Raw genomic sequence first — 18,511 nt, 5'->3', positions numbered from 1 at the left:
CGGTAAGCCTCGTCTCGGGTCAGACAGCGGCGGGATCACCCCGGCGCGCCTCGGAGGGCAGCACCCCCGACCACGCGCGAAATGCCGTTGAAAACGCCGCCGGTCGCGCGTAGCCGGCGCGCCACGCGACCGCCTGGATCGGCAGACCACTATGCAGGTCCTCGGCCGCACGCTGCAGTCGGGCCGCACGGATCCACCGCTTGGGCGGGACTCCGTGCACCTCGCGGAACATCCGGTCCATCGTGGCAAGGCTGACCGAACCCGCCGCCGCCACCCGGTCCAGCCGGGGCATCGGCCCTGGGGCAAGCGCCGCCTGCTCCATGCGGTGCAGCCGATCGCGCCGGGCGGCATCGGCGTGATCCCCCGCCCGCGCCGCCATCTCTGACCAGAGCGCCAGTGCCGCGGAATGCAGCGCAATACGCGACGCGTCGGGATCGAAGAACCGCCGCGCCGCCGCAAGTTCGCAGGGCGAGGCGACGAAGCTCTGGCACGGGTCCGGCGCCAGCGACAGGTCGTAGCGCGCAAGCCATCCGGCACTTGCCGCAAGGCTCAGCTTGCGGATGCGGGTGCCCTGCTCGGCCCGCGCGCGGAACGGGCATCGCTTGTCCGTTACCGACAGGATCGCGCGGCCCACGCCGTCCGCAGGCGCGCGAACCGGTAGCCGGCAGTCCCCGACCCAGATCGCGACCTCGCCCTCGAGGACCAACTGGATCGAGGCCAGCGGGTTGCGGACCGAGCGCACCTCGAAACTCTGCAAAACCTCGCCGTCGAGCAGGTTCGCGTTCAACCCCTCGTCCAGCGCGATCCGCTTGCGGATTCCGTCCAGCACCGGCGTCTCGGCCCTGACCGTGGCGCCGAAGCTCCCGGCCGGGGCCCTCGTGCCCTCGGCGAAATCGCGAATCCTGATGAGCATTGCGTCTCCGGAAATGAGGGGCCGGCGAAACGAATTGAGAGGAACGCGTACGCCGTTCACCTGCCCCGACCTCACGCATTCGTATATTTGCCGATAAAAATAGTCAATTAAACGAGGGGACACGGGATGCGTTCATCCGTTCTGAAACTCGCGCTGCTGGCCAGCGTCGCGCCGATCCTGCCAGCGACAGCACAGGACCAGGACCTGGGCGAGATCGTCCTGCCGGGCGCGAGCTACGAGACCGAGGACACCGACAGCTACGCGACGGACCTGGTCTCGGTCGGCGAGAAAAGCGCGATGGACTGGCGCGACGTGCCCCAATCGACCACGGTCATCACAAACGAGCAGATCCAGGACGGCAGGTATACCGCGCTGGAAGAGGCGCTCGACGATGCGCCGGGACTTCTGGTGCTGAACAACGACGTGGGGCGCTCGTCTCTGTTTTCGCGCGGCTACGAGTTCGACTACCTCTATTTCGATGGCCTGCCCGCGCCCGTCAGCTCGATCTACGGCACGCAGCCCGACCTTGCCATCGTCGACCACGTCGAGATCCTGAAGGGTCCCTCGGGTCTGTTCATCGGCACCGGCGAGCCTGCGGGCTCGATCAACATGCGCCTGAAGCAGGCCCAGCCCGAGTTCAGTGGTTCGTTCACCTCGCAGATGGACAGCAACGGGCACGCACGGGTCGAAGCCGACGTGACCGGCGCCCTGAACGAAAGCGGCACGCTGCGCGGCCGCGCGGTCGTCGCTTATGGCGACGGCGACGGCTTTGTGGACAAGCAGGAGAATGGCGTGGCCGTGGCGTATGGCACGTTGGCTTGGGACGTCACGCCAGAGACCACGCTGACCTTCTCGGCCAGCCACCTCGAGCGTGACATCGCGCCCTTCAACGGCCTACCCACAGACGCCGAAGGCAACCTTCTGTATCTCGACGCCGGCACGACGACGGCCGCCGACTGGAACGACTTCGACAATAAGGTGGACGATTTGACGTTCGCGGCCGAGCACCGTCTGGGCAATGGCGGGCGCCTGAAATTCTCGATCCGCCAGTCGCACCAGGAAGCGGACTTCGTCTATGCCTATGCCGGCAGTGCCGCGGACGAGAACAACGTGATCTCCTCCCTCGCCTATCTCGGTCGGCAGTTCGAACAGGACTCGACCGCGCTCGACGCTCATGCCGAACTGCCCTTCGCCTTGGGCAGCGTGACCGGGACGGCGCTGGTCGGGATCGATCATCAGCAGGTGGACTCGACCACCGCAACCGCACGGGGCAAGATCGGCGGGTCCTTCGACCTCGACGATTGGGACGTGAGCGATGTCGAGCGCCCGGACTTGGTCTATTCGACGGTGCAGGACAGCGAATACACCGCGACCGGCCTCTATTCGCAGGTGCGGGTCAATCCGATCGCGCCGCTGACGCTGATCGGCGGGGCGCGGCTGACCTGGTACGACAGCACCACCGTCGTGAATGGCGGCACGCCCACCGAGATGCAGGAGGACGCGCATATCACGCCCTTCGTCGGCGCAACCTATGACATCAGCCCCAGCGCCACGGTCTATGCCAGCTATTCCGAGATCTTCCAGCCGCAGACCAACGTGGACGAGAAGGGCGACACGCTCGACCCGACCGAAGGCCAGCAATACGAGATCGGTGTGAAGGCCGAGCTTGGGTTCGGGCTGAACGCTTCGGCCGCGCTGTTCCGCCTCGACCAGGTGAACCGCCCCGTCGCGGTGGTCGGGCAGAACTACTATGTCGCGGACGAGGAAGTCCGTGCGCAGGGCGTCGAGATCGAGGTGGCGGGCGAGGTCGTGCCGAACCTGCACCTTTCGGCCGGCTATACGTTCACGGACACCGAGATCACCGAAGGTCCGAGCGCGGGCGAAGTGTTCTCCGAGGTCACCCCCGAGAACATCTACAAGCTGTCGGCCATCTATGACGTCGAAGGCGGCGCGCTCGACGGGTGGAGCTTTGGCGGGCGCATCCGCGGGGTCAGCGACTTCTCGTCCCGCGGCATCGAGGCCCCGGGATACGCGGTCGTGGACCTGAGCGTGGCTAAGGACATCTACGGCTCGGAACTGCGCGTGGGCGTCGAGAACGTGCTCGACAAGGGATACTACACCCGCGTCGGCTCGACCTCGGTCTTCAACTTCCGTGGCGAGCCGCGGACCCTCACCGCGTCCCTGACCACGCGCTTCTGACGCGCGTGGCATGACAGCGGTCCGGCCCGAGCGTATCCCGCGGGCCGGGCCCTTTTTTGCTTTCGCCTCAGCCAGCGACCAGTCGTGGTCCGCGGCTCGCCCCAGCCGCGGCACGGGGAAGCGACACGATGATCATCGCGCATCCGCTCACGCCCTGCTCCGCAATCGTCGCCGCCAGGTCCGCGGCCGTCGTGCGAAAAGTCGCCTCGCCGGGTTTCGTCGCCGATGCGACCACGGTGACCTGGGCCGCGCCGGACACGCCCGCTTCGATCATTCGCGCCGCGATCCGGTCCGCGCCGGCCGCCGCCATGTAGAAGGCCAGCGTCGTGCCCGGCCGGACATGCGGGGCAAAGTCAGGGAGGTCTCCCTCTTCCCGCAGCCGTCCAGTCGTCAGCACGAGCGTATCCGTCTCGCCTCGCGCGGTCAGCGGCATCCCGGCCGAGGCTGCGGCGGCGCAGGCGGCCGTGACGCCGGGCACGATCTCGCACGGGACGTTCGCGGCGCGGGCGGCGTCCAGCTCCTCGGTCAGGCGGCCGAAGATGCCGGGATCGCCCGATTTCAGACGCACGACCCGGCGCCCCTTCTGCGCCTCGGCGACGATGGCCGCGCTGATCCGGTCCTGCGGCCAGGCATGGGCGCCGACGACCTTGCCGACATAGACCCGCTCGGCATCGCGGCGGGCGAGTTCCAGCACGTCTTCCTCGACCAGGCGATCGTAAAAGATCACGTCGGCCTCCTGCAGGCGCTGAACGGCGCGCATCGTCAGCAGATCGCGCGCCCCCGGCCCCGCACCGACCAGCGCGATGGAGCCGCCGCCGTGTTCGCCCGGCGCCGCGCCCTTGGCGATCGCCTCCTTGATCCGTTGCGCGCCCTCACGCTCCGCCCCGCGGGTCCAGAGCCCTCGAGGTGCGTCGGCGAAGACCCAGCGCCAGAAGGCACGCCGCCCCTCGCGCGGGACACGCTGCGCCACGCTGTCCCGCATCCGCCCGGCGAAGGCAGCAAGCCCGCCTAGGTTCGGGGGCAGCATCTCTTCGACCTGGGTCTTGATCTGTCGCGCCAGAACCGGGGCAGTTCCTTCCGTCCCGATGGCGACGACGACGGGATCGCGATCCACCAGGCTGGGCGTCGTCAAGTCACAGAGCGCGGGCTGGTCCACAACGTTCACCGGGCAGTTAGCCGCCTTCACGAGCGCATGAAGGCTGGCGTCCAGCCCCGGGCAACCGGTGGCGACGAAGGCCATCGCGGCACCGCGAAACAGCTCGGGCGTGATCGCGCCCGTGTGCTGCGTGGCCCGCCCGGACGACACCAATGCAGACAGTTCGGGGTCAAGCTCGGACGCCGCCAGCACAAGCTGCGCGTCGGTCTTGAGCATCAGCCGCGCTTTCTGCGCCGCCTGCTCGCCCCCGCCGGCGATGACGACACGGCGGCCCGTTGTGCGGATGAACATGGGAAAGCTGTGCATGGCGTGGCTCCGGTCAGGCGGCGAGGTCGCGGGCGCGGGCGTCCCACAGGTTGCGGGCGGTCAACTCGGCGTCGGGTACGCCCGCGGTATCGAGAGCCAGCGCGGCGGTGGATAGAACGATCGCCTCGGCGAAGGCGTCCTGCACATCGCCGCGCCAGATGGCCGCCAGCGCCTCGGGCTCGGACGGCGCATCCGCCAGCCGCCGATGAGCGTCCAGCGGCTGACCGGTGAGGCCGGTCCAAGGCTGGCCGTCGCGCAGGCCGAAGATGGCGATGTCCTTGGCGGGGTGATGCTCGAACTCGCCGCCGCCGCCTTTAAGGACCGTCAGCCGGTCGAGTTGCAGCAGCCGCGCGGCATCGGCCTGAAGCTCGCGGTAGGGCGGGTGGAACACCCCCTGCACGGCGGCGGGCGCGGCGGCGGGGTTCAGCATTCGGCAGACGGTGTTGACGCAGGACCGCAGCCCCAGCACGTCGCGCAGACGCAGCAGCGCCATGAGGCCGGGGCTGAACGCCTCGAGCGGCAGGTAGGCAAGTCCCGCGCGCGCAAGGGCGTCCGACGCCTCCTGCGTATCGTTGGCCTGCGGTATCCCCAGCGGCCCCAACGCGTCGCGCACCGAAGCGCCGTCGGACTGATGGCTGTTCCAGCCATGCAGCAGAACCGGCACGCCGGCGGACGCGACCAGCCGCGCCGACAGCAGGAACCACGGCAGCCCGCGCGAGCGCCCAGCGGCATAGGTGGGCCAGTCGAGCGCCGGGGCATCTCCCGGCCACGGTCCCAGATCGGCGCGCGCGGCGGCGGCGAAACCGGCGATCTCTTCCGCCGTCTCGCCCTTCATGCGCATCAGCATCAGGATGGCGCCCACGGCCTCGCGGTCAGGCTCGGGCGACAGGATCAGGCGCATGGCCTCATAGGCCTCCTCGTAGGTGAAGGACCGCGCGCGGCCCTGCCCGCGCGCGAGGATACGGACGTAAGGTGCGAGGCTCATTCGGCGGCCTCCTTCGTGGTCGCAGCGGCGATCAGAGCCGCGATTTCGGGGCGGCACGAGCCGCAATTCGTGCCGGCGGACAGGGCCTGTCCGATCGCCTCGACCGTCAGCAGGCCCTCGCGCTCGATCGCCGTCAGGATGGTGTTCACCCCGACGCCGAAGCACGAGCAGAGGGTCGGCCCCGGATCGGGCATGTCGGCCGACGCTCGGCCCGTGATCGCATCCTCGCCCGGCATCGTCACGAGGTAATCGCGCATGATCCCCAGCGGTTCGGGCGCGGCGAACAGCGCCGCCAGCAGCCGCCCGCCCTCGTGGAAGGCGATGCGCGCGACGCCGCGGGCAGAATCGGTCAGCACCTGCGCCTCGGCCTGCGGCAGATCGAAGAGGCGACGGGCCTCGGCCTCCCAGTCCTGCGGGGGCTGTCGCCCGGCCAGCTCCATCCGCCAGCCGGCCTCGCTGCGGGCGGCGGCCCAGTAGTCGCTGGTGGCGTTCATCGGGCGAGCCGACACGGCGAAACCGAACCACGCAGCCTCGAACGGGCGGGCGGCGCAGACGCCGGCCTTGCTTTCCGGCTGGCCCGAGATGGGATCGACATGGCTCGCGACAAGAGCGTCGATGCGGCCGGTGGGCGCTGTCTCGCCCGTCCAGTGGATCGGCGCGAAGAGCGTGCCGGGCTGGACGCGGTCGGTCACGGTGGCGCGCAGGATTGCGGTGCCGGTGGGGCTGGTCAGCTCGACAAGCCGGTCCTGTGCGATGCCAAGCTCTGCGGCGTCGTCGGTGTGAATCTCGACGAAGGGCTCGGCGAGGTGGCTCGACAGGCGGGCGGCGCGGCCGGTGCGCGTCATGGTGTGCCACTGGTCGCGGATGCGGCCGGTGTTCAGGCGGAACGGGAAACGCGGGGCGCGCCGCGCCTCGGGGGCGCGCCATTCGACCGGGACCATCGCCACGCGGCCACCGGGGCGGAAGGACCGGCCATCGGCAAAGAAGCGGCCACCGCGGCGGGTGGCGACGGGCCAGCGCGTCGGCTCCAGCGCGGCGTAGCCGGCGTCATCGAGGTCGGCGAGGCCGGAGATGTCGAAATCCAGCCCGAAGCCGCCCGCGATCCCCGACAGCGCGGCATGCTCGCGGAAGATCTCGGCCGGGGACTGATAGTCGAACGCCGCGTGCCAGCCCATGCGGCGGGCGACCTGCGTGATGTGCCACCAGTCGGGGCGCGCCTCGCCCGGGGCCGGCAGCGCGGCGCGTTGGCGCGAGATCGTGCGGTCGGAATTGGTCACGGTCCCGTCCTTTTCGCCCCAGGCGGTGGCGGGTAGAAGCACATCGGCCAGCCGTGCGGTGTCGGTCTCGGCGGTGATGTCCGAGACGACGGTGAAATCGCAGGCGGAGATGGCGTCACGCACGGCGTCGGCCTCGGGCAGGGTCACGGCGGGGTTCGTGTGCATGATCCACAGCGCCTTGATCCGCCCGTCGGCCACCGCGCGGAACATGTCCACCACCTTGAGGCCGGGCCGGTCCGCCAGCCGGGGCGCCTCCCAGAAATCGCCCACGGCAGCGCGGTGCGCCGGGTTGCCGAGATCCATGTGGCAGGCCAGCATGTTGGCAAGCCCGCCGACCTCGCGCCCACCCATGGCATTGGGCTGGCCGGTGACGCTGAACGGCCCCATGCCGGGGCGGCCGATCCGCCCCGTGGCGATGTGGCAGTTGAGGATCGCGTTCACCTTATCCGTGCCGGCGCTGGATTGGTTCACGCCTTGGCTAAAGACGGTCACGACCCGCTCGTGCCCGATCCAGAGGCGGCAGAACCGGTCGATCAGCTCGACGGAGAGCCCTGTGGGTTCGGTCGAGGCGGCGCGGGCGGCGGCGAGCGTCGCCTCGGCGTCGTCTGTCCGCGACAGGTAATCGGCGTCGAGCGCCCCTGCCGCCTCGATCGCGGCCAGCAGGCGGTTGAACAGCGCCACGTCCGACCCGATGCGCAGCGGCAGGTGCAGGTCGGCGCCGTCGCAGGTGGCGGTGACGCGGGGGTCCACCACGACGATCTTGGTCCCACGCTTCGCCTTCGCGTCCAACACCCGGCGGTGCAGGATCGGGTGGCACCAGGCGAGGTTGGAGCCGACCAGCACCACGAGGTCGGCCTCGTCCAGGTCTTCGTAGGTGCCTGGGACGGTGTCGGTGCCGAAGGCGCGCTTGTGTCCCGCGACGGTCGAGGCCATGCAAAGCCGCGAGTTGGTGTCGATATTCGCGGTGCCGACAAAGCCCTTCATGAACTTGTTGGCGACGTAGTAATCCTCGGTCAGCATCTGGCCCGAGGCGTAGAAGGCGACGCTGTCGGGGCCGTGTTCGGCCACGGTCCGGGCGAAGCGGTCGGCCACGCGGTCGAGCGCCTCGTCCCAGCCTGCCGTGCGCCCGCCGATCTGCGGCGCCAGAAGCCGCCCCTCGGGCCCCACCGTCTGCGCCAGGGCCGATCCCTTGGAACACAGCCGCCCCCGGTTGGCCGGGTGGTCCGGGTCGCCCTTGACGGTCAGCCCCCCCTGCCCGTCCGGCGACAGCAGAACGCCGCAGCCGACGCCGCAATAGGGACAGGTGGATCGGGTCTGGGTCATGGGGCGGCCTTCTTACCAGGTCTTATAGGCGAGGAACTTGCCCGTCATCTCGAGCTTCACGCGGTCGCCCTTGGGATCCTCGACCCGGCTGACCTGCATGTCGAAGTCGATGGCCGACATGATGCCGTCGCCGAACTCTTCCTGCACCAGCGCCTTGAAGGTGGGGCCGAACACGCCCGCGATCTCGTAGAGGCGGTAGATGCAGGGGTCGGTGGGGATGTCGCGGGACCACTCCTTGGTGGGATACTCCTGCAGGATCGCCACGTCCTCGGCCGGCAGGCCCAGCGCCTTACCCAGCGCCTCGGCCTTGTCGGCGGGCATCGCGGCCATGCCGGTGGCGGCGGCGTGGGTCCAGACCGGGGACATGCCGACCGCCTGGGCGATCCCGGCCCAGGTCAGCCCCTTGTCCCGCTTGGCGGCCAGCACGGCCAGGGTGACGTCGTCGCGCGTTCTGTAGCTCATTGGTGATCGTCCTGTTGCTGGCCGGGCCACGGAGGACCCGGTTGGGGGGGGGTCACTCGGCCGGGGTGACTTGCATGTTGGCGGTCTCGGCCACCGAAGAGGCGGGGCCGGACTTGTAGTGCGTCGCGTAGATCATCGCGCCGACGAAGGTCAGGCCGCCCACGACATTGCCCAGCACGGTCGGGATCTCGTTGAAGAACAGGTAGTCGTTCCAGGTGAAGCTGGCGCCCAGGATCAGGCCGATGGGGAAGAGGAACATGTTGACGATCGAATGCTCGAACCCGAGGTAGAAGAAGATCAGGATCGGCATCCACATCGCGATGACCTTGCCCGAGACGCTGGTGGACATCATCGCCGCGACCACGCCGGTCGACACCATCCAGTTGCACATCACGGCCCGAATGAAGAGCGTGAGCATGCCCCCCGCGCCGGCCTCGGCATAGCCCACGGTGCGCGCATGGCCGATATCCATCAGCTTCTGCCCCACCGCATCCGGGGCGACCGTGAAGCCCATTGTCAGGATGGTCGCCATGAAGATCGCCGTCGTCATCGCGCCGGCGAAGTTGCCCGCGAAGACGAGGCCCCAGTTGCGCCAGAGCGCCTTCATATCGACGCCGGGCCGGCGGTCGAACACCGCCAGCGGGACCAGCGTGAATACCCCCGTCAGCAGGTCGAAGCCCAGAAGGTAGAGGATGCAGAAGCCGACGGGGAACAGCAGCGCGCCCACCAGCGGGTTGCCGGTGTTGACGGTGATCGTGACGGCGAAGGCTGCCGCAAGGGCCAGGATCGCGCCGGCCATGTAGGCGCGGATCAGCGTATCCGTGGTGGACATCTTGGCCTTGGCCTCTCCGGCGTCGACCATCTTGGTCGCGAATTCGGCTGGTGTGACGTAGGACATTCGGCTCTCCTTTCGTGGAAGCGTTCGGTCAGGCCGCGCTGGCTCGGGCCAGGGCGGTTCCGTCGAGAAGGACACGCCCGTTCTCGACCCGCACGGCGTAGGTGGCGATGCTGCCGTCGTCGGCGCCTTGGGCCTCGCCGGTTTCCAGCGAGAAGACCCAGTTGTGCAGCGGGCAGGTTATCTTGCGGCCATGGACGATCCCCTCGTCGAGGGGGCCGTTCCGGTGCGGGCAGGTGGCCGAGGTCGCGAAGACCTCGTCCTCGGCGGTGCGGAACAGGGCGACGCAGCCCTGCGCCGTCTTGACCCGGCGCGCGCCGCGCAGGGGGATGTCGGCGAGCGGTCCGATGTCGATCCAGTTCATTCCGCAGCCTCCAGGGTCAGGTCGGCAAGCGGCGCGTATTGGCGCGCCGTCTCGGGGGTGGCACGTTCGGCCCAAGGGTCGTGCTGGTAGACCGATTGCGAGATGTCGAACCGCTCGACCAGGGCTTTGCGGGTGGCGTCGTCGGAGAGCGTCTCCTTCACCCAGTCGAGGCCCACCTTGGCGAGCCACTTGTAGGCCCGGTCGAGATACTTGGCGTGCTCGCGATAGAGCTGAACGAAGGCGACGACCCACTCGATCGTCTCGGCCTCGGTGCGGGCGTCGTGCAGGCGCACGACCTCCTTCACGTCCATGCCCGCCGCGCCGCCGACGCCGATCTGGTAGCCAGAGTCCACGCAGACGATGCCGATATCCTTGCAGGTCGCCTCGGCACAGTTGCGCGGGCACCCCGAGACGCCCAGCTTGACCTTGTGCGGCGTCCACGACCCCCAAAGGCGCTTTTCCAGCGTGATGCCAAGGCCTGTCGAATCCTGCGTCCCGAAGCGGCACCAGTCCTTGCCCACGCAGGTCTTCACCGTGCGCAGGCCCTTGGTATAGGCGTGCCCCGAGACCATGCCGGCCGCGTTCATGTCGGCCCAGATCGCGGGCAGGTCCTCCTTGCGGATGCCCAGAAGGTCGATGCGCTGGCCGCCCGTGACCTTCACCGTGGCGCCGTACTTGTCGGCAGCCTCGGCGATGGCGCGCAGCTCGTCCGCGGTGGTCATGCCGCCCCACATGCGGGGCATCACCGAATAGGTGCCGTCCTTCTGGATGTTGGCGTGGTTGCGCTCGTTCACGAAGCGGCTTTGCGGGTCGTCGACGTAGTCGAGCGGCCAGTCCGCCAGCAGGTAGAAGTTTACCGCCGGGCGGCAGACATGGCAGCCATTCGGGGTCTTCCACCCCAGCTCCTGCCAGACCGCCGGTTGCGACTTCAGCTCCTGCGCCTTGATGAGGCGGCGGACATCCTCGTGAGAAAGGTCCGTGCAGCCGCAGATGGTTGCGGCGGCAGGCATGACGAAATCATCGCCAAGCGTCGAGGCCAGCACCTGCTCGACCAAGCCGGTGCAGGTCCCGCAGGAGGCGCTGGCCTTGGTCTTGGCCTTGATGGCCGCAAGGTCGGTCGCGCCGCCCTCGATGGCGCTTACGATCTGCCCCTTGCAGACGCCGTTGCAGCCGCAGATTTCGGCGTCAGCCGGCAAGGCTGCAACGGCGGCCAAAGGGTCCGCGGCGGCACCGCCCTGGTAGGCCGGACCGAAGATCAGCGTGTCGCGCATCCCGCTGACATCGGTGCCGTCCTTGATGAGGCCGAAGAACCAGTTGCCGTCCGCCGTGTCGCCATACATCACCGCGCCGATCAGGCGGTCGCCCTCGATCACGAGGCGTTTGTAGATGCCGCGGGCCGGGTCGCGGAACACGATGTCCTCGCGCCCTTCCCCCTCCGCGAAGTCGCCGGCGCTGAACAGATCGCACCCGGTGACCTTCAGCTTGGTCGACAGCTGCTTCTGGCGGAACGCCGCCTCCTGCCCCGAAAGCGTCGCGGCCAGAACCTTCGCCTGATCGTAGAGCGGCGCGACGAGGCCAAACAGCGCGCCCTCGTGCTCGACACACTCGCCGAGCGCGTGGATATGCGGGTCAGACGTGCCGAGCCGATCGTCCACGTGGATGCCCTTGCCGACCGCCAGCCCGGCAGCCTGCGCCAGCGCCACATTGGGCCGGATGCCGACCGCCATGACCAGCAGGTCGCAGGGCAGTTCCTCGCCGGTGTCGAGCCTTAGCGCCGCGACCTTGCCGTCCTTGCCGACGATCTCCTTCGAGTTGGTCGAGCAGCGCACGTCGATGCCGCGATCCGTCAGTTCCTTGCGCAAGAGGTAGCCCGCCGCCTCGTCCAGCTGACGCTCCATCAGGTGGCCCATGAGGTGAACGACGGTGGTTTCGACACCCCGCGCATGGAGGCCGGCGGCGGCCTCGAGCCCAAGCAGGCCACCGCCGATGACGACAGCCCGCTTGCCCTGCCCCAGCGACATCATGCGCTGCGTATCGTCGAGGTCGCGATAGGCGATCACCCCGTCGAGGTCGTGGCCGGGCAGCGGGATGATGAACGGCTGCGAGCCGGTGGCGATGACCAGCTCGTCATAGGGCAGCACGTCGCCGTTTCCGGCGGTGACGGACTGCGCGACGCGGTCGATCCCGGAGACCTTCTCGCCGAAGCGGCAGGTGACGCCGCGTTCCTCGTACCAGGCGGCGTCGTGGGTGACGATCTCTGCGTAGGTCTTTTCGCCCGACAGGACGGGCGAGAGCATGATGCGGTTGTAGCAGCCGCGCGGCTCGGCGTTGAACAGGGTCACGTCCCAGTCGCCGCCAGCCTCGAGCAGGTGTTCCAGTAGGCGGCCCGAAGCCATGCCGGCGCCGATGATGATGAGTTTACGGGTCATGGGATCACTCCGCTGCAATTGCGGTCGGTTTGGGTTTGGGCGTGGCGCCGTGCTCGTATTCCTCGAGGAAATCGAGCACCTCCTGCCGGTAGGCGTAGTAGTCGGGGTGCTCGAGCAGCGCCTTGCGGGTGCGCGGGCGCGGCAGGTTCACGTCGACGATCTTGCCGATGGTGGCCTGCGGGCCGTTGGTCATCATCACCACGCGGTCGGCCAGCAGGATCGCCTCGTCCATGTCGTGGGTGACGCAGATCGCGGTGACGCGGGTCTGGGCCCAGACCTCCATCAGCACTTCCTGAAGCTCCCAGCGGGTCAGGCTGTCGAGCATCCCGAAGGGCTCGTCCAGCAGCAGCAGCTTGGGCGACAGGGCGAAGGCGCGCGCGATGCCGACGCGCTGCTTCATGCCGTTCGAGAGGTCGGCGGCGGGCTTGTCCATCGCTTCGGCGAGGCCGACCTTTTCGAGGTAGTATTCCACCACTTCCTGCCGCTCGGCCCGGCTGGCGCGGGGATAGACGCGGTCGACGCCGACGCTGACATTCTCCTTCGCGGTGAGCCACGGGAAGAGCGACGGCGACTGGAACACCACCGCGCGCTCTGGGTCGGCGCCCATCACGTGGCGCCCGTCGAGCTTGATCGCGCCCTTGCTGATCTCATTCAGACCGGCGGCCATGGTCAGCACGGTGGACTTGCCGCAGCCCGAATGGCCGATCAGGCTGACGAACTCGCCCCGGTTCATCTTGAGGTCAAAATCCTCAACCACGGTGAGCGGCCCCTTGGGCGTGGGATAGACCTTGTGAAGCTGGCTGAAGTCGAGGAAGCGATCTTCGATCAGCCCCTCCTGCGCGTCCTTCTGGGCCTTGGGCAGGCCGTGGATCGGGGTGACGTTGGGCAGAGTCCGGGTCCCCTCGGCACGGCCTTCGATCCCGATCTCCATCAGGTATTTCGTGACCTCGCCGCGCAGGCGCTTGAAGCCGTCGTGGTTGTTCATCTCGGTCCGGTCGCGGGGGCGCGGGATGTCTGCGCGAAACTCGCGGCCCAGCGTGCCCTCGGGGGTCAGGACCACGATCCGGTCGGCCAGCACGATGGCCTCGTCCACGTCGTTGGTGATCAGGACGCAGGTCTGGCGTTCCTGCTGCCAGATGCCCTCGATCTCGTCGGCGAGGTTGGCGCGGGTAAGCGCGTCGAGGGCGCTGAGCGGTTCGTCCAGCAGCAGAACCTCGGGGTTCATGGCGAGCGCGCGGGCGACGTTCACGCGCTGGCGCATGCCGCCAGACAGCTCGGCCGGGCGACGGTGGGTGGCGTGGGACAGGCCGACCATCTGGACGTAGTGGGCGACCTTCGCGTCCTTTTCCTTCGCCGGCATGGTCGGAAACACGCTGTCGAGCGCCAGCCGGACGTTCCCGGTGACCGTCAGCCACGGCATCAGCGAGTAGTTCTGGAAGATCACACCTCGTTCGGGGCCGGGGCCGGTGATCGGCTGGCCCTTGAAGGAGACGGTTCCGCTGGTGGGCCGTTCGAGCCCCGCCATCAGGTTGATGAGGGTCGTCTTGCCGGTGCCCGAGAAGCCCAGCAGGACGAGGAATTCGCCCTCTTGCACCGTCAGGTCGATGCCGTTCAGCACCGGGGCACCGTCGCCGTAGCCCTTGGAAACATTGTCGAATGTCAGGATGCTCATGGGTTCACCGCTGGTTCGTGAAGGTGAAGGCGGCCTGGATCGCGAACATCAGCCGGTCCAGAAGGAAGCCGATGATGCCGATGGTGAAGACGGCCACCATGATCCGGGCGAGGCTCGAAGAGCTGCCGTTCTGGAACTCGTCCCAGACGAATTTTCCCAAACCGGGGTTCTGGGCCAGCATCTCGGCCGCGATCAAGACCATCCAGCCGACACCCAGCGACAGGCGCAGGCCAGTGAAGATCAGCGGCATGGCCGAGGGCAGCACCAGCTTGGTGATCTTGGTGCGGGTGGTCATCTTCAGGACCCGGCTGACGTTCACCAGATCCTTGTCGATCGACGCCACGCCAAGGGCCGTGTTGATGAGGGTCGGCCAAAGGGAACATAGGGTTACGGTGATCGCCGAGATCAGAAACGACTTGGCGAAAAGCCCGTCATTGGTGGCGTAGACGGCCGAGACGATCATGGTCACGATGGGCAGCCAGGCCAGCGGGCTGACGGGTTTGAAGATCTGGATGATAGGGTTCAGCGCGGCGTTGGCGGTGGCCGACAGCCCTGCGAGGATGCCCAGGGGCACGGCGATCGCTGTGGCGATCAGGAAGCCGAAGAAGACCGTGATGATCGAGGTGCGGATCTGCTGGTAGTACGAAGGCGCGCCGGTGAAGGTGATCGATTGCACCTCGTCGGCGCGGCCAGCCTCGACAAGCCGTTGATTTCGTTGCTCGACCATTTCCTCGAACTGGGCGCGGCGCTCGCCGGTGCGCACGGCGTCCTCGTGCAGGCCGACCGCCTCGGACCAGACCTGCGCGGGGCCGGGAACGGCGCCGAGGGAGGTCTGAACCTGTGGCGCCAGCACCGCCCAGAGGGTCAGGAACCCCGCGATGGCCAGAAGCGGCACGCCCAGAAGCTTCCAGATTTCGGAGGCTTGCGCGCGGGGGTTGTCGCCGGCGGCGGCGCGCATCACCGGGGTCAGCCACGACAGGCCAAGCACGCGCAACCAGGCGTCGGCCTTGTTGATGCGGGTGAACCAGCGGGCGCGGCGGGCCTCGCGGTGTTCGGCTTCGATGGCGTTCGGATCAACGGCTGTCATGTCGGGTCACTCCCGGGGTGTGGCTGTGGCTGGCGGACGTCCCGCCCCTGTCGGGCGGGCGTCGGTCTTGCGTCTGGCTGGTGCCGGTCTGTCGTCCGGCAGGTGTCGGGACATCGTCGGGCGGGCGTCTGGCACGCGTCCGGCAGGCGTCGGTACGGGGCCCGCCCGCGCGCTCAGCCCTCGACCCCCGATGCGCCGACCGTCTGGTCGCCCTTCAGGCCGATAGAGAGGCTGTCGAGATAGGCGTTGGGGGTCCGGCCGTCATAGGCGAGCCCGTCGATGATATCCTCGGCCGGGGCCGGGTCCTTGTAGCCGTCGGTGTCCCACGGGAAGCCGTCCTCGGGGGCGAGGCCGTCCTCGACCAGTGACCGCGCGGCGTCGAGGTAGATGTCCGGGCGATAGACGCTTTCGGCCACGTCGAAGAACCACTGGTCGTCCTTGGCCTCGGGGATCTGGCCCCAGCGGCGCATCTGGGTCAGGTACCAGACCGCGTCCGAGTAGTAGGGATAGGTCGCGTTGTAGCGGAAGAAGACGTTGAAATCGGGGACCTCGCGGACGTCGCCCTTTTCATACTCGAAGGTGCCGGTCATCGAGTTGGCGATGACCTCGGCATCCGCGCCGACATATTCGTGGCGAGACAGGATCTCGACCGCCTCTTCGCGGTTGGCGTTGTCGTTCTCGTCCAGCCAGATCGCGGCGCGGATCAGGGCGCGGGTCAGCGCGCGGGTGGTGTTGGGGTTTTCCTCGACGAAGCCGGCGGTCAGGCCGAAGACCTTCTCGGGGTTGTTCTTCCAGATCTCGTAATCGGTGATGACCGGCACGCCGATGCCCTTGAAGACCGCCTGCTGGTTCCAGGGCTCGCCCACGCAGTAGCCGTGGATCGTCCCGGCCTCGAGCGTGGCGGGCATCTGCGGCGGGGGCGTGACCGACAGGAGGACGTCCGCGCCGACCTGCCCCGTGGCGTCGCCGTTGCCGTAGAAGCCGGGGTTCAGGCCACCGGCGGCGAGCCAGTAGCGAAGCTCGTAATTATGGGTCGAGACGGGGAAGACCATGCCCATCTTGAAGGCCTCGCCGCGGGCGTTGAAATCCGCGACGACGGGGGCCAGCGCCGAGGCGCTGATCGGGTGCTGCGGCAGGCCGTCGGCGTTTTCGGGGATGTTCGGCTTCATCATCTCCCAGACCTCGTTCGACACGGTGATGCCGTTGCCGTTGAGGTCCATCGAGAAGGGCGTGACGATATGCGCCTCGGTTCCGTAGCCGATGGTGGCGGCCAGCGGCTGACCGGCGAGCATGTGCGCGCCGTCCAGCGTGCCGTCGATCACCCCGTCCAGCAGCACCTTCCAGTTGGCCTGCGCCTCGAGCGTGACGAAGAGGCCTTCGTCGAGGAAGTAGCCCTGCTCGTAGGCGACCGCGAGCGGCGCCATGTCGGTCAGCTTGATGAAGCCGAAGGTCAGCTCGAACTTTTCGAGGTCGAGCATCTGCGCGAGCGCAGGGCTGGCGATGGTCGAGGCCGCGAGGCCGAGGAGAATGCGTTTCATGCGTCGGTCCTGTGTGCTGACCGGGGAACCCCCGGCCGAAGAACGAAAAAAGCCGCCGACATGCACCGCCCGGGAGGAGGAGGCAGCGTGTCGAGCGGCTTTGCTCATCGTCCCGATCGTTCGGGGTGATATGTCGTGGCGGGCTTCGTTGCCTGCCGACAGGTTCACCTTGGGGCGAGTGAATTGCGGCTGTGAAGGGTCATGGCGGCAATTGGCGCCCCGCCCCGCTGCATTGCAGCGCAATCGGGCGGGACTGCATATTCTATGTGCGGTCTAAGAACGCCGGATCGAATTGAGCCCCGTCGAAGAAGGCGTCCCGGCAGAGTGTCAGCGCCCCTGAATCCGCCGGAACCGCCCTGTCGGTGCCCATCGCGCCTTCGATTCGCGCCGAGGCTGCGGGCAAGACCGCGCCGGTTGTGGAAAGCGCGCTGCGGAAGAGGTCGCTGCGGAAGGTGCCGGCGGCTGCGGCCATCGCCTGCATCGGGTCGAGGCCCGTGCGCGCGGCGATCCGCGCCCCGATCCACGCGGCCTGGCTGCGCCACGGAAAGGCTGCCGCGCCCTCGTGGAAGCCGACGAGGCGGGGCGTGGCGCGGGTCTCGCCCCGCCGAGAGACGACGATACGCCCCGACAGCGACCGTTCGATCAATTCGGGCGCGAGGTTCAGGTAGTGGGGCCGCGACATGAGGTCGGCGGCGAGCGAGCGGTTGGCGGGGCTTGCGTCGAGCCACCTGCCCGCGCGCCAGACGGAACGGACGAGCCGCGCCGACAGCCCGGGCGCCTCGTCGGCCCAGTCGGCGCGCGCGGCCAGCACTTTTTCGGGGGCGAAGGCCCAGATGGCGTTGCCGGGCAGCAGAAGCTCGCCCACGCCGCCCTCGACGGTGGCGGTGCCCCAGGGCTCGCCCACGCAGAAGGCGTCGATCTCGCCCGCGCGGATCGCCTCGGCCATCAGGGGCGGCGGGACTGTGCGGACGGTCAGGCTTTGCGGGCTGGGCAGGCCGAGGGACGAGAGCCAGTAATAGACGAGTTCCGCGTGCATCGAGAACGGGAACGGCACGCCGATCCTGAGGGGCGTGTCGGCGGCTTCGATCAGCGCACGCCCGGCGGCGGTCGCGTCGTCGAAGCCGAAGGCGTGGCCTTGGTCCCGCATCCGGGCGGCAAGGTCGGCGCTGACGCCGACGACCGTGCCGTTGACCGACAGGACCGACAGCGCAGCGAGCTGCGCGTTGCCGCCGCCGATGCCCAGCGCCGACGCGATGGGCATCGGGGCCAGCATGTGGGCAGCGCGGATCTGGCCGTGAACCAGGGCGTCGCGCAGGGAGGCCCAGGAGGTGCCGCGCAGGAAGTCGAGGGCGAGGCCCTCTTCGGCGGCGAATCCCATCTCGTCCGCGACGATGAGGGGGGCGGCATCGACCAGCGGCAGGAAGCCCACGGGAAGGGTCGTGGCCCTCATCCCAGGAGCCCTGCGGCCGTCACCAGCGCCTCGGCCACGTCGGCGACGCGGCGCCCCTGGTCCATCGCGGTCTTGCGCAGCAGCGCGTAGGCCTCGTCCTCGGGGATGCACCGGGCGCGCATGAGCAGGCCCTTGGCGCGGTCGATCACCTTGCGATCCTCGAGCGCGCGCTTGGTCTCGGCCAGTTCCGTGCGCATCCTTTGCATCATGCGAAAGCGCGCGATGGCGGCGTCGAGCACCGGCTTGACCCGTGCGGGCGTCAGGCCGTCCACGACATAGGCCGAAAGGCCGGCCTCGATCGCGGCGGCGGAGAGGCCGGCGAGGCCTGCCTCGATCCCATTGCGCTCGCTGTCCGAGAAGCAGGAGAGGCGCATGACGCCGTCGTGCTTGACGAAGTGCTCGAAGATGCGCACGCCCATCTCGGCCCACGCCTGCCGCAGCGCGACCGTCGTGTA

Annotated in this window: 14 protein-coding genes; 1 reads left to right on the top strand and 13 read right to left on the bottom strand. The window is 68.6% G+C overall.

What is annotated here, in order from left to right:
• Nucleotides 1–19: 19 nt before the first annotated feature.
• Nucleotides 20–913, bottom strand: a complete 894-nt coding sequence (locus ACFDS3_RS14665; protein WP_375263100.1) for a helix-turn-helix transcriptional regulator — start codon at nucleotides 911–913, stop codon at nucleotides 20–22.
• A gap of 126 nt (nucleotides 914–1,039) precedes the next feature.
• Here ACFDS3_RS14665 and ACFDS3_RS14660 point away from each other — a divergent pair, with 126 nt between their 5' ends.
• Nucleotides 1,040–3,112, top strand: coding sequence for a TonB-dependent siderophore receptor (locus ACFDS3_RS14660; RefSeq protein ID WP_375263099.1), 2,073 nt, complete (start codon nucleotides 1,040–1,042; stop codon nucleotides 3,110–3,112).
• Nucleotides 3,113–3,179: 67 nt separating this feature from the next.
• Here the strand turns inward: ACFDS3_RS14660 and cysG are convergent, their stop codons facing one another.
• The 12 genes from cysG to ACFDS3_RS14600 all read right to left on the bottom strand — a co-directional run.
• A complete protein-coding gene (gene cysG, locus ACFDS3_RS14655) occupies nucleotides 3,180–4,574 on the bottom strand; it encodes a siroheme synthase CysG (protein WP_375263098.1) in 1,395 nt (464 codons plus the stop codon).
• Between the two features lie 13 nt (nucleotides 4,575–4,587).
• Nucleotides 4,588–5,559 (bottom strand): glycosyl transferase family protein, encoded by a 972-nt coding sequence (locus ACFDS3_RS14650; RefSeq protein WP_375263097.1) that lies wholly within the window; start codon nucleotides 5,557–5,559, stop codon nucleotides 4,588–4,590.
• Nucleotides 5,556–8,159, bottom strand: a complete 2,604-nt coding sequence (locus ACFDS3_RS14645) for a molybdopterin-dependent oxidoreductase (protein WP_375263096.1) — start codon at nucleotides 8,157–8,159, stop codon at nucleotides 5,556–5,558. Before ACFDS3_RS14645 ends, ACFDS3_RS14650 begins: the two co-directional genes overlap by 4 nt.
• Nucleotides 8,160–8,171: 12 nt before the next feature.
• Nucleotides 8,172–8,621: a cyanase gene (gene cynS, locus ACFDS3_RS14640; RefSeq protein WP_375263095.1), complete on the bottom strand. Its 450-nt coding sequence runs from the start codon at nucleotides 8,619–8,621 to the stop codon at nucleotides 8,172–8,174.
• 52 nt (nucleotides 8,622–8,673) lie between these two features.
• Nucleotides 8,674–9,519, bottom strand: coding sequence for a formate/nitrite transporter family protein (locus ACFDS3_RS14635; RefSeq protein WP_375263094.1), 846 nt, complete (start codon nucleotides 9,517–9,519; stop codon nucleotides 8,674–8,676).
• A 28-nt stretch (nucleotides 9,520–9,547) separates the two neighbouring features.
• On the bottom strand, nucleotides 9,548–9,880 hold the full coding sequence (nirD, locus tag ACFDS3_RS14630) for a nitrite reductase small subunit NirD (RefSeq protein WP_375263093.1): 333 nt from the start codon (nucleotides 9,878–9,880) through the stop codon (nucleotides 9,548–9,550).
• A complete protein-coding gene (nirB, locus tag ACFDS3_RS14625; RefSeq protein ID WP_375263092.1) occupies nucleotides 9,877–12,309 on the bottom strand; it encodes a nitrite reductase large subunit NirB in 2,433 nt (810 codons plus the stop codon). The genes nirD and nirB overlap by 4 nt, the downstream gene beginning before the upstream one ends.
• A 4-nt stretch (nucleotides 12,310–12,313) precedes the next feature.
• Complete coding sequence (locus ACFDS3_RS14620; RefSeq protein ID WP_375263091.1) at nucleotides 12,314–13,981, bottom strand: ABC transporter ATP-binding protein; 1,668 nt, start codon at nucleotides 13,979–13,981, stop codon at nucleotides 12,314–12,316.
• 4 nt (nucleotides 13,982–13,985) lie between these two features.
• On the bottom strand, nucleotides 13,986–15,068 hold the full coding sequence (locus ACFDS3_RS14615; RefSeq protein WP_375263090.1) for an ABC transporter permease: 1,083 nt from the start codon (nucleotides 15,066–15,068) through the stop codon (nucleotides 13,986–13,988).
• Between the two features lie 173 nt (nucleotides 15,069–15,241).
• Entirely contained in the window at nucleotides 15,242–16,606 is a 1,365-nt protein-coding gene (locus tag ACFDS3_RS14610) for a CmpA/NrtA family ABC transporter substrate-binding protein (protein WP_375263089.1), read from the bottom strand.
• 262 nt (nucleotides 16,607–16,868) lie between these two features.
• A complete protein-coding gene (locus ACFDS3_RS14605) occupies nucleotides 16,869–18,056 on the bottom strand; it encodes a CmpA/NrtA family ABC transporter substrate-binding protein (protein ID WP_375263088.1) in 1,188 nt (395 codons plus the stop codon).
• A partial coding sequence (locus ACFDS3_RS14600; protein ID WP_375263087.1) for an ANTAR domain-containing response regulator occupies nucleotides 18,053–18,511 on the bottom strand: 459 nt, incomplete at its 5' end. The genes ACFDS3_RS14600 and ACFDS3_RS14605, both read right to left, overlap by 4 nt.

It is taken from the genome of Palleronia sp., from assembly GCF_042089775.1.
GTDB lineage: Bacteria > Pseudomonadota > Alphaproteobacteria > Rhodobacterales > Rhodobacteraceae > Palleronia.
This window is presented reverse-complemented; position numbering and strand designations above follow the sequence as displayed.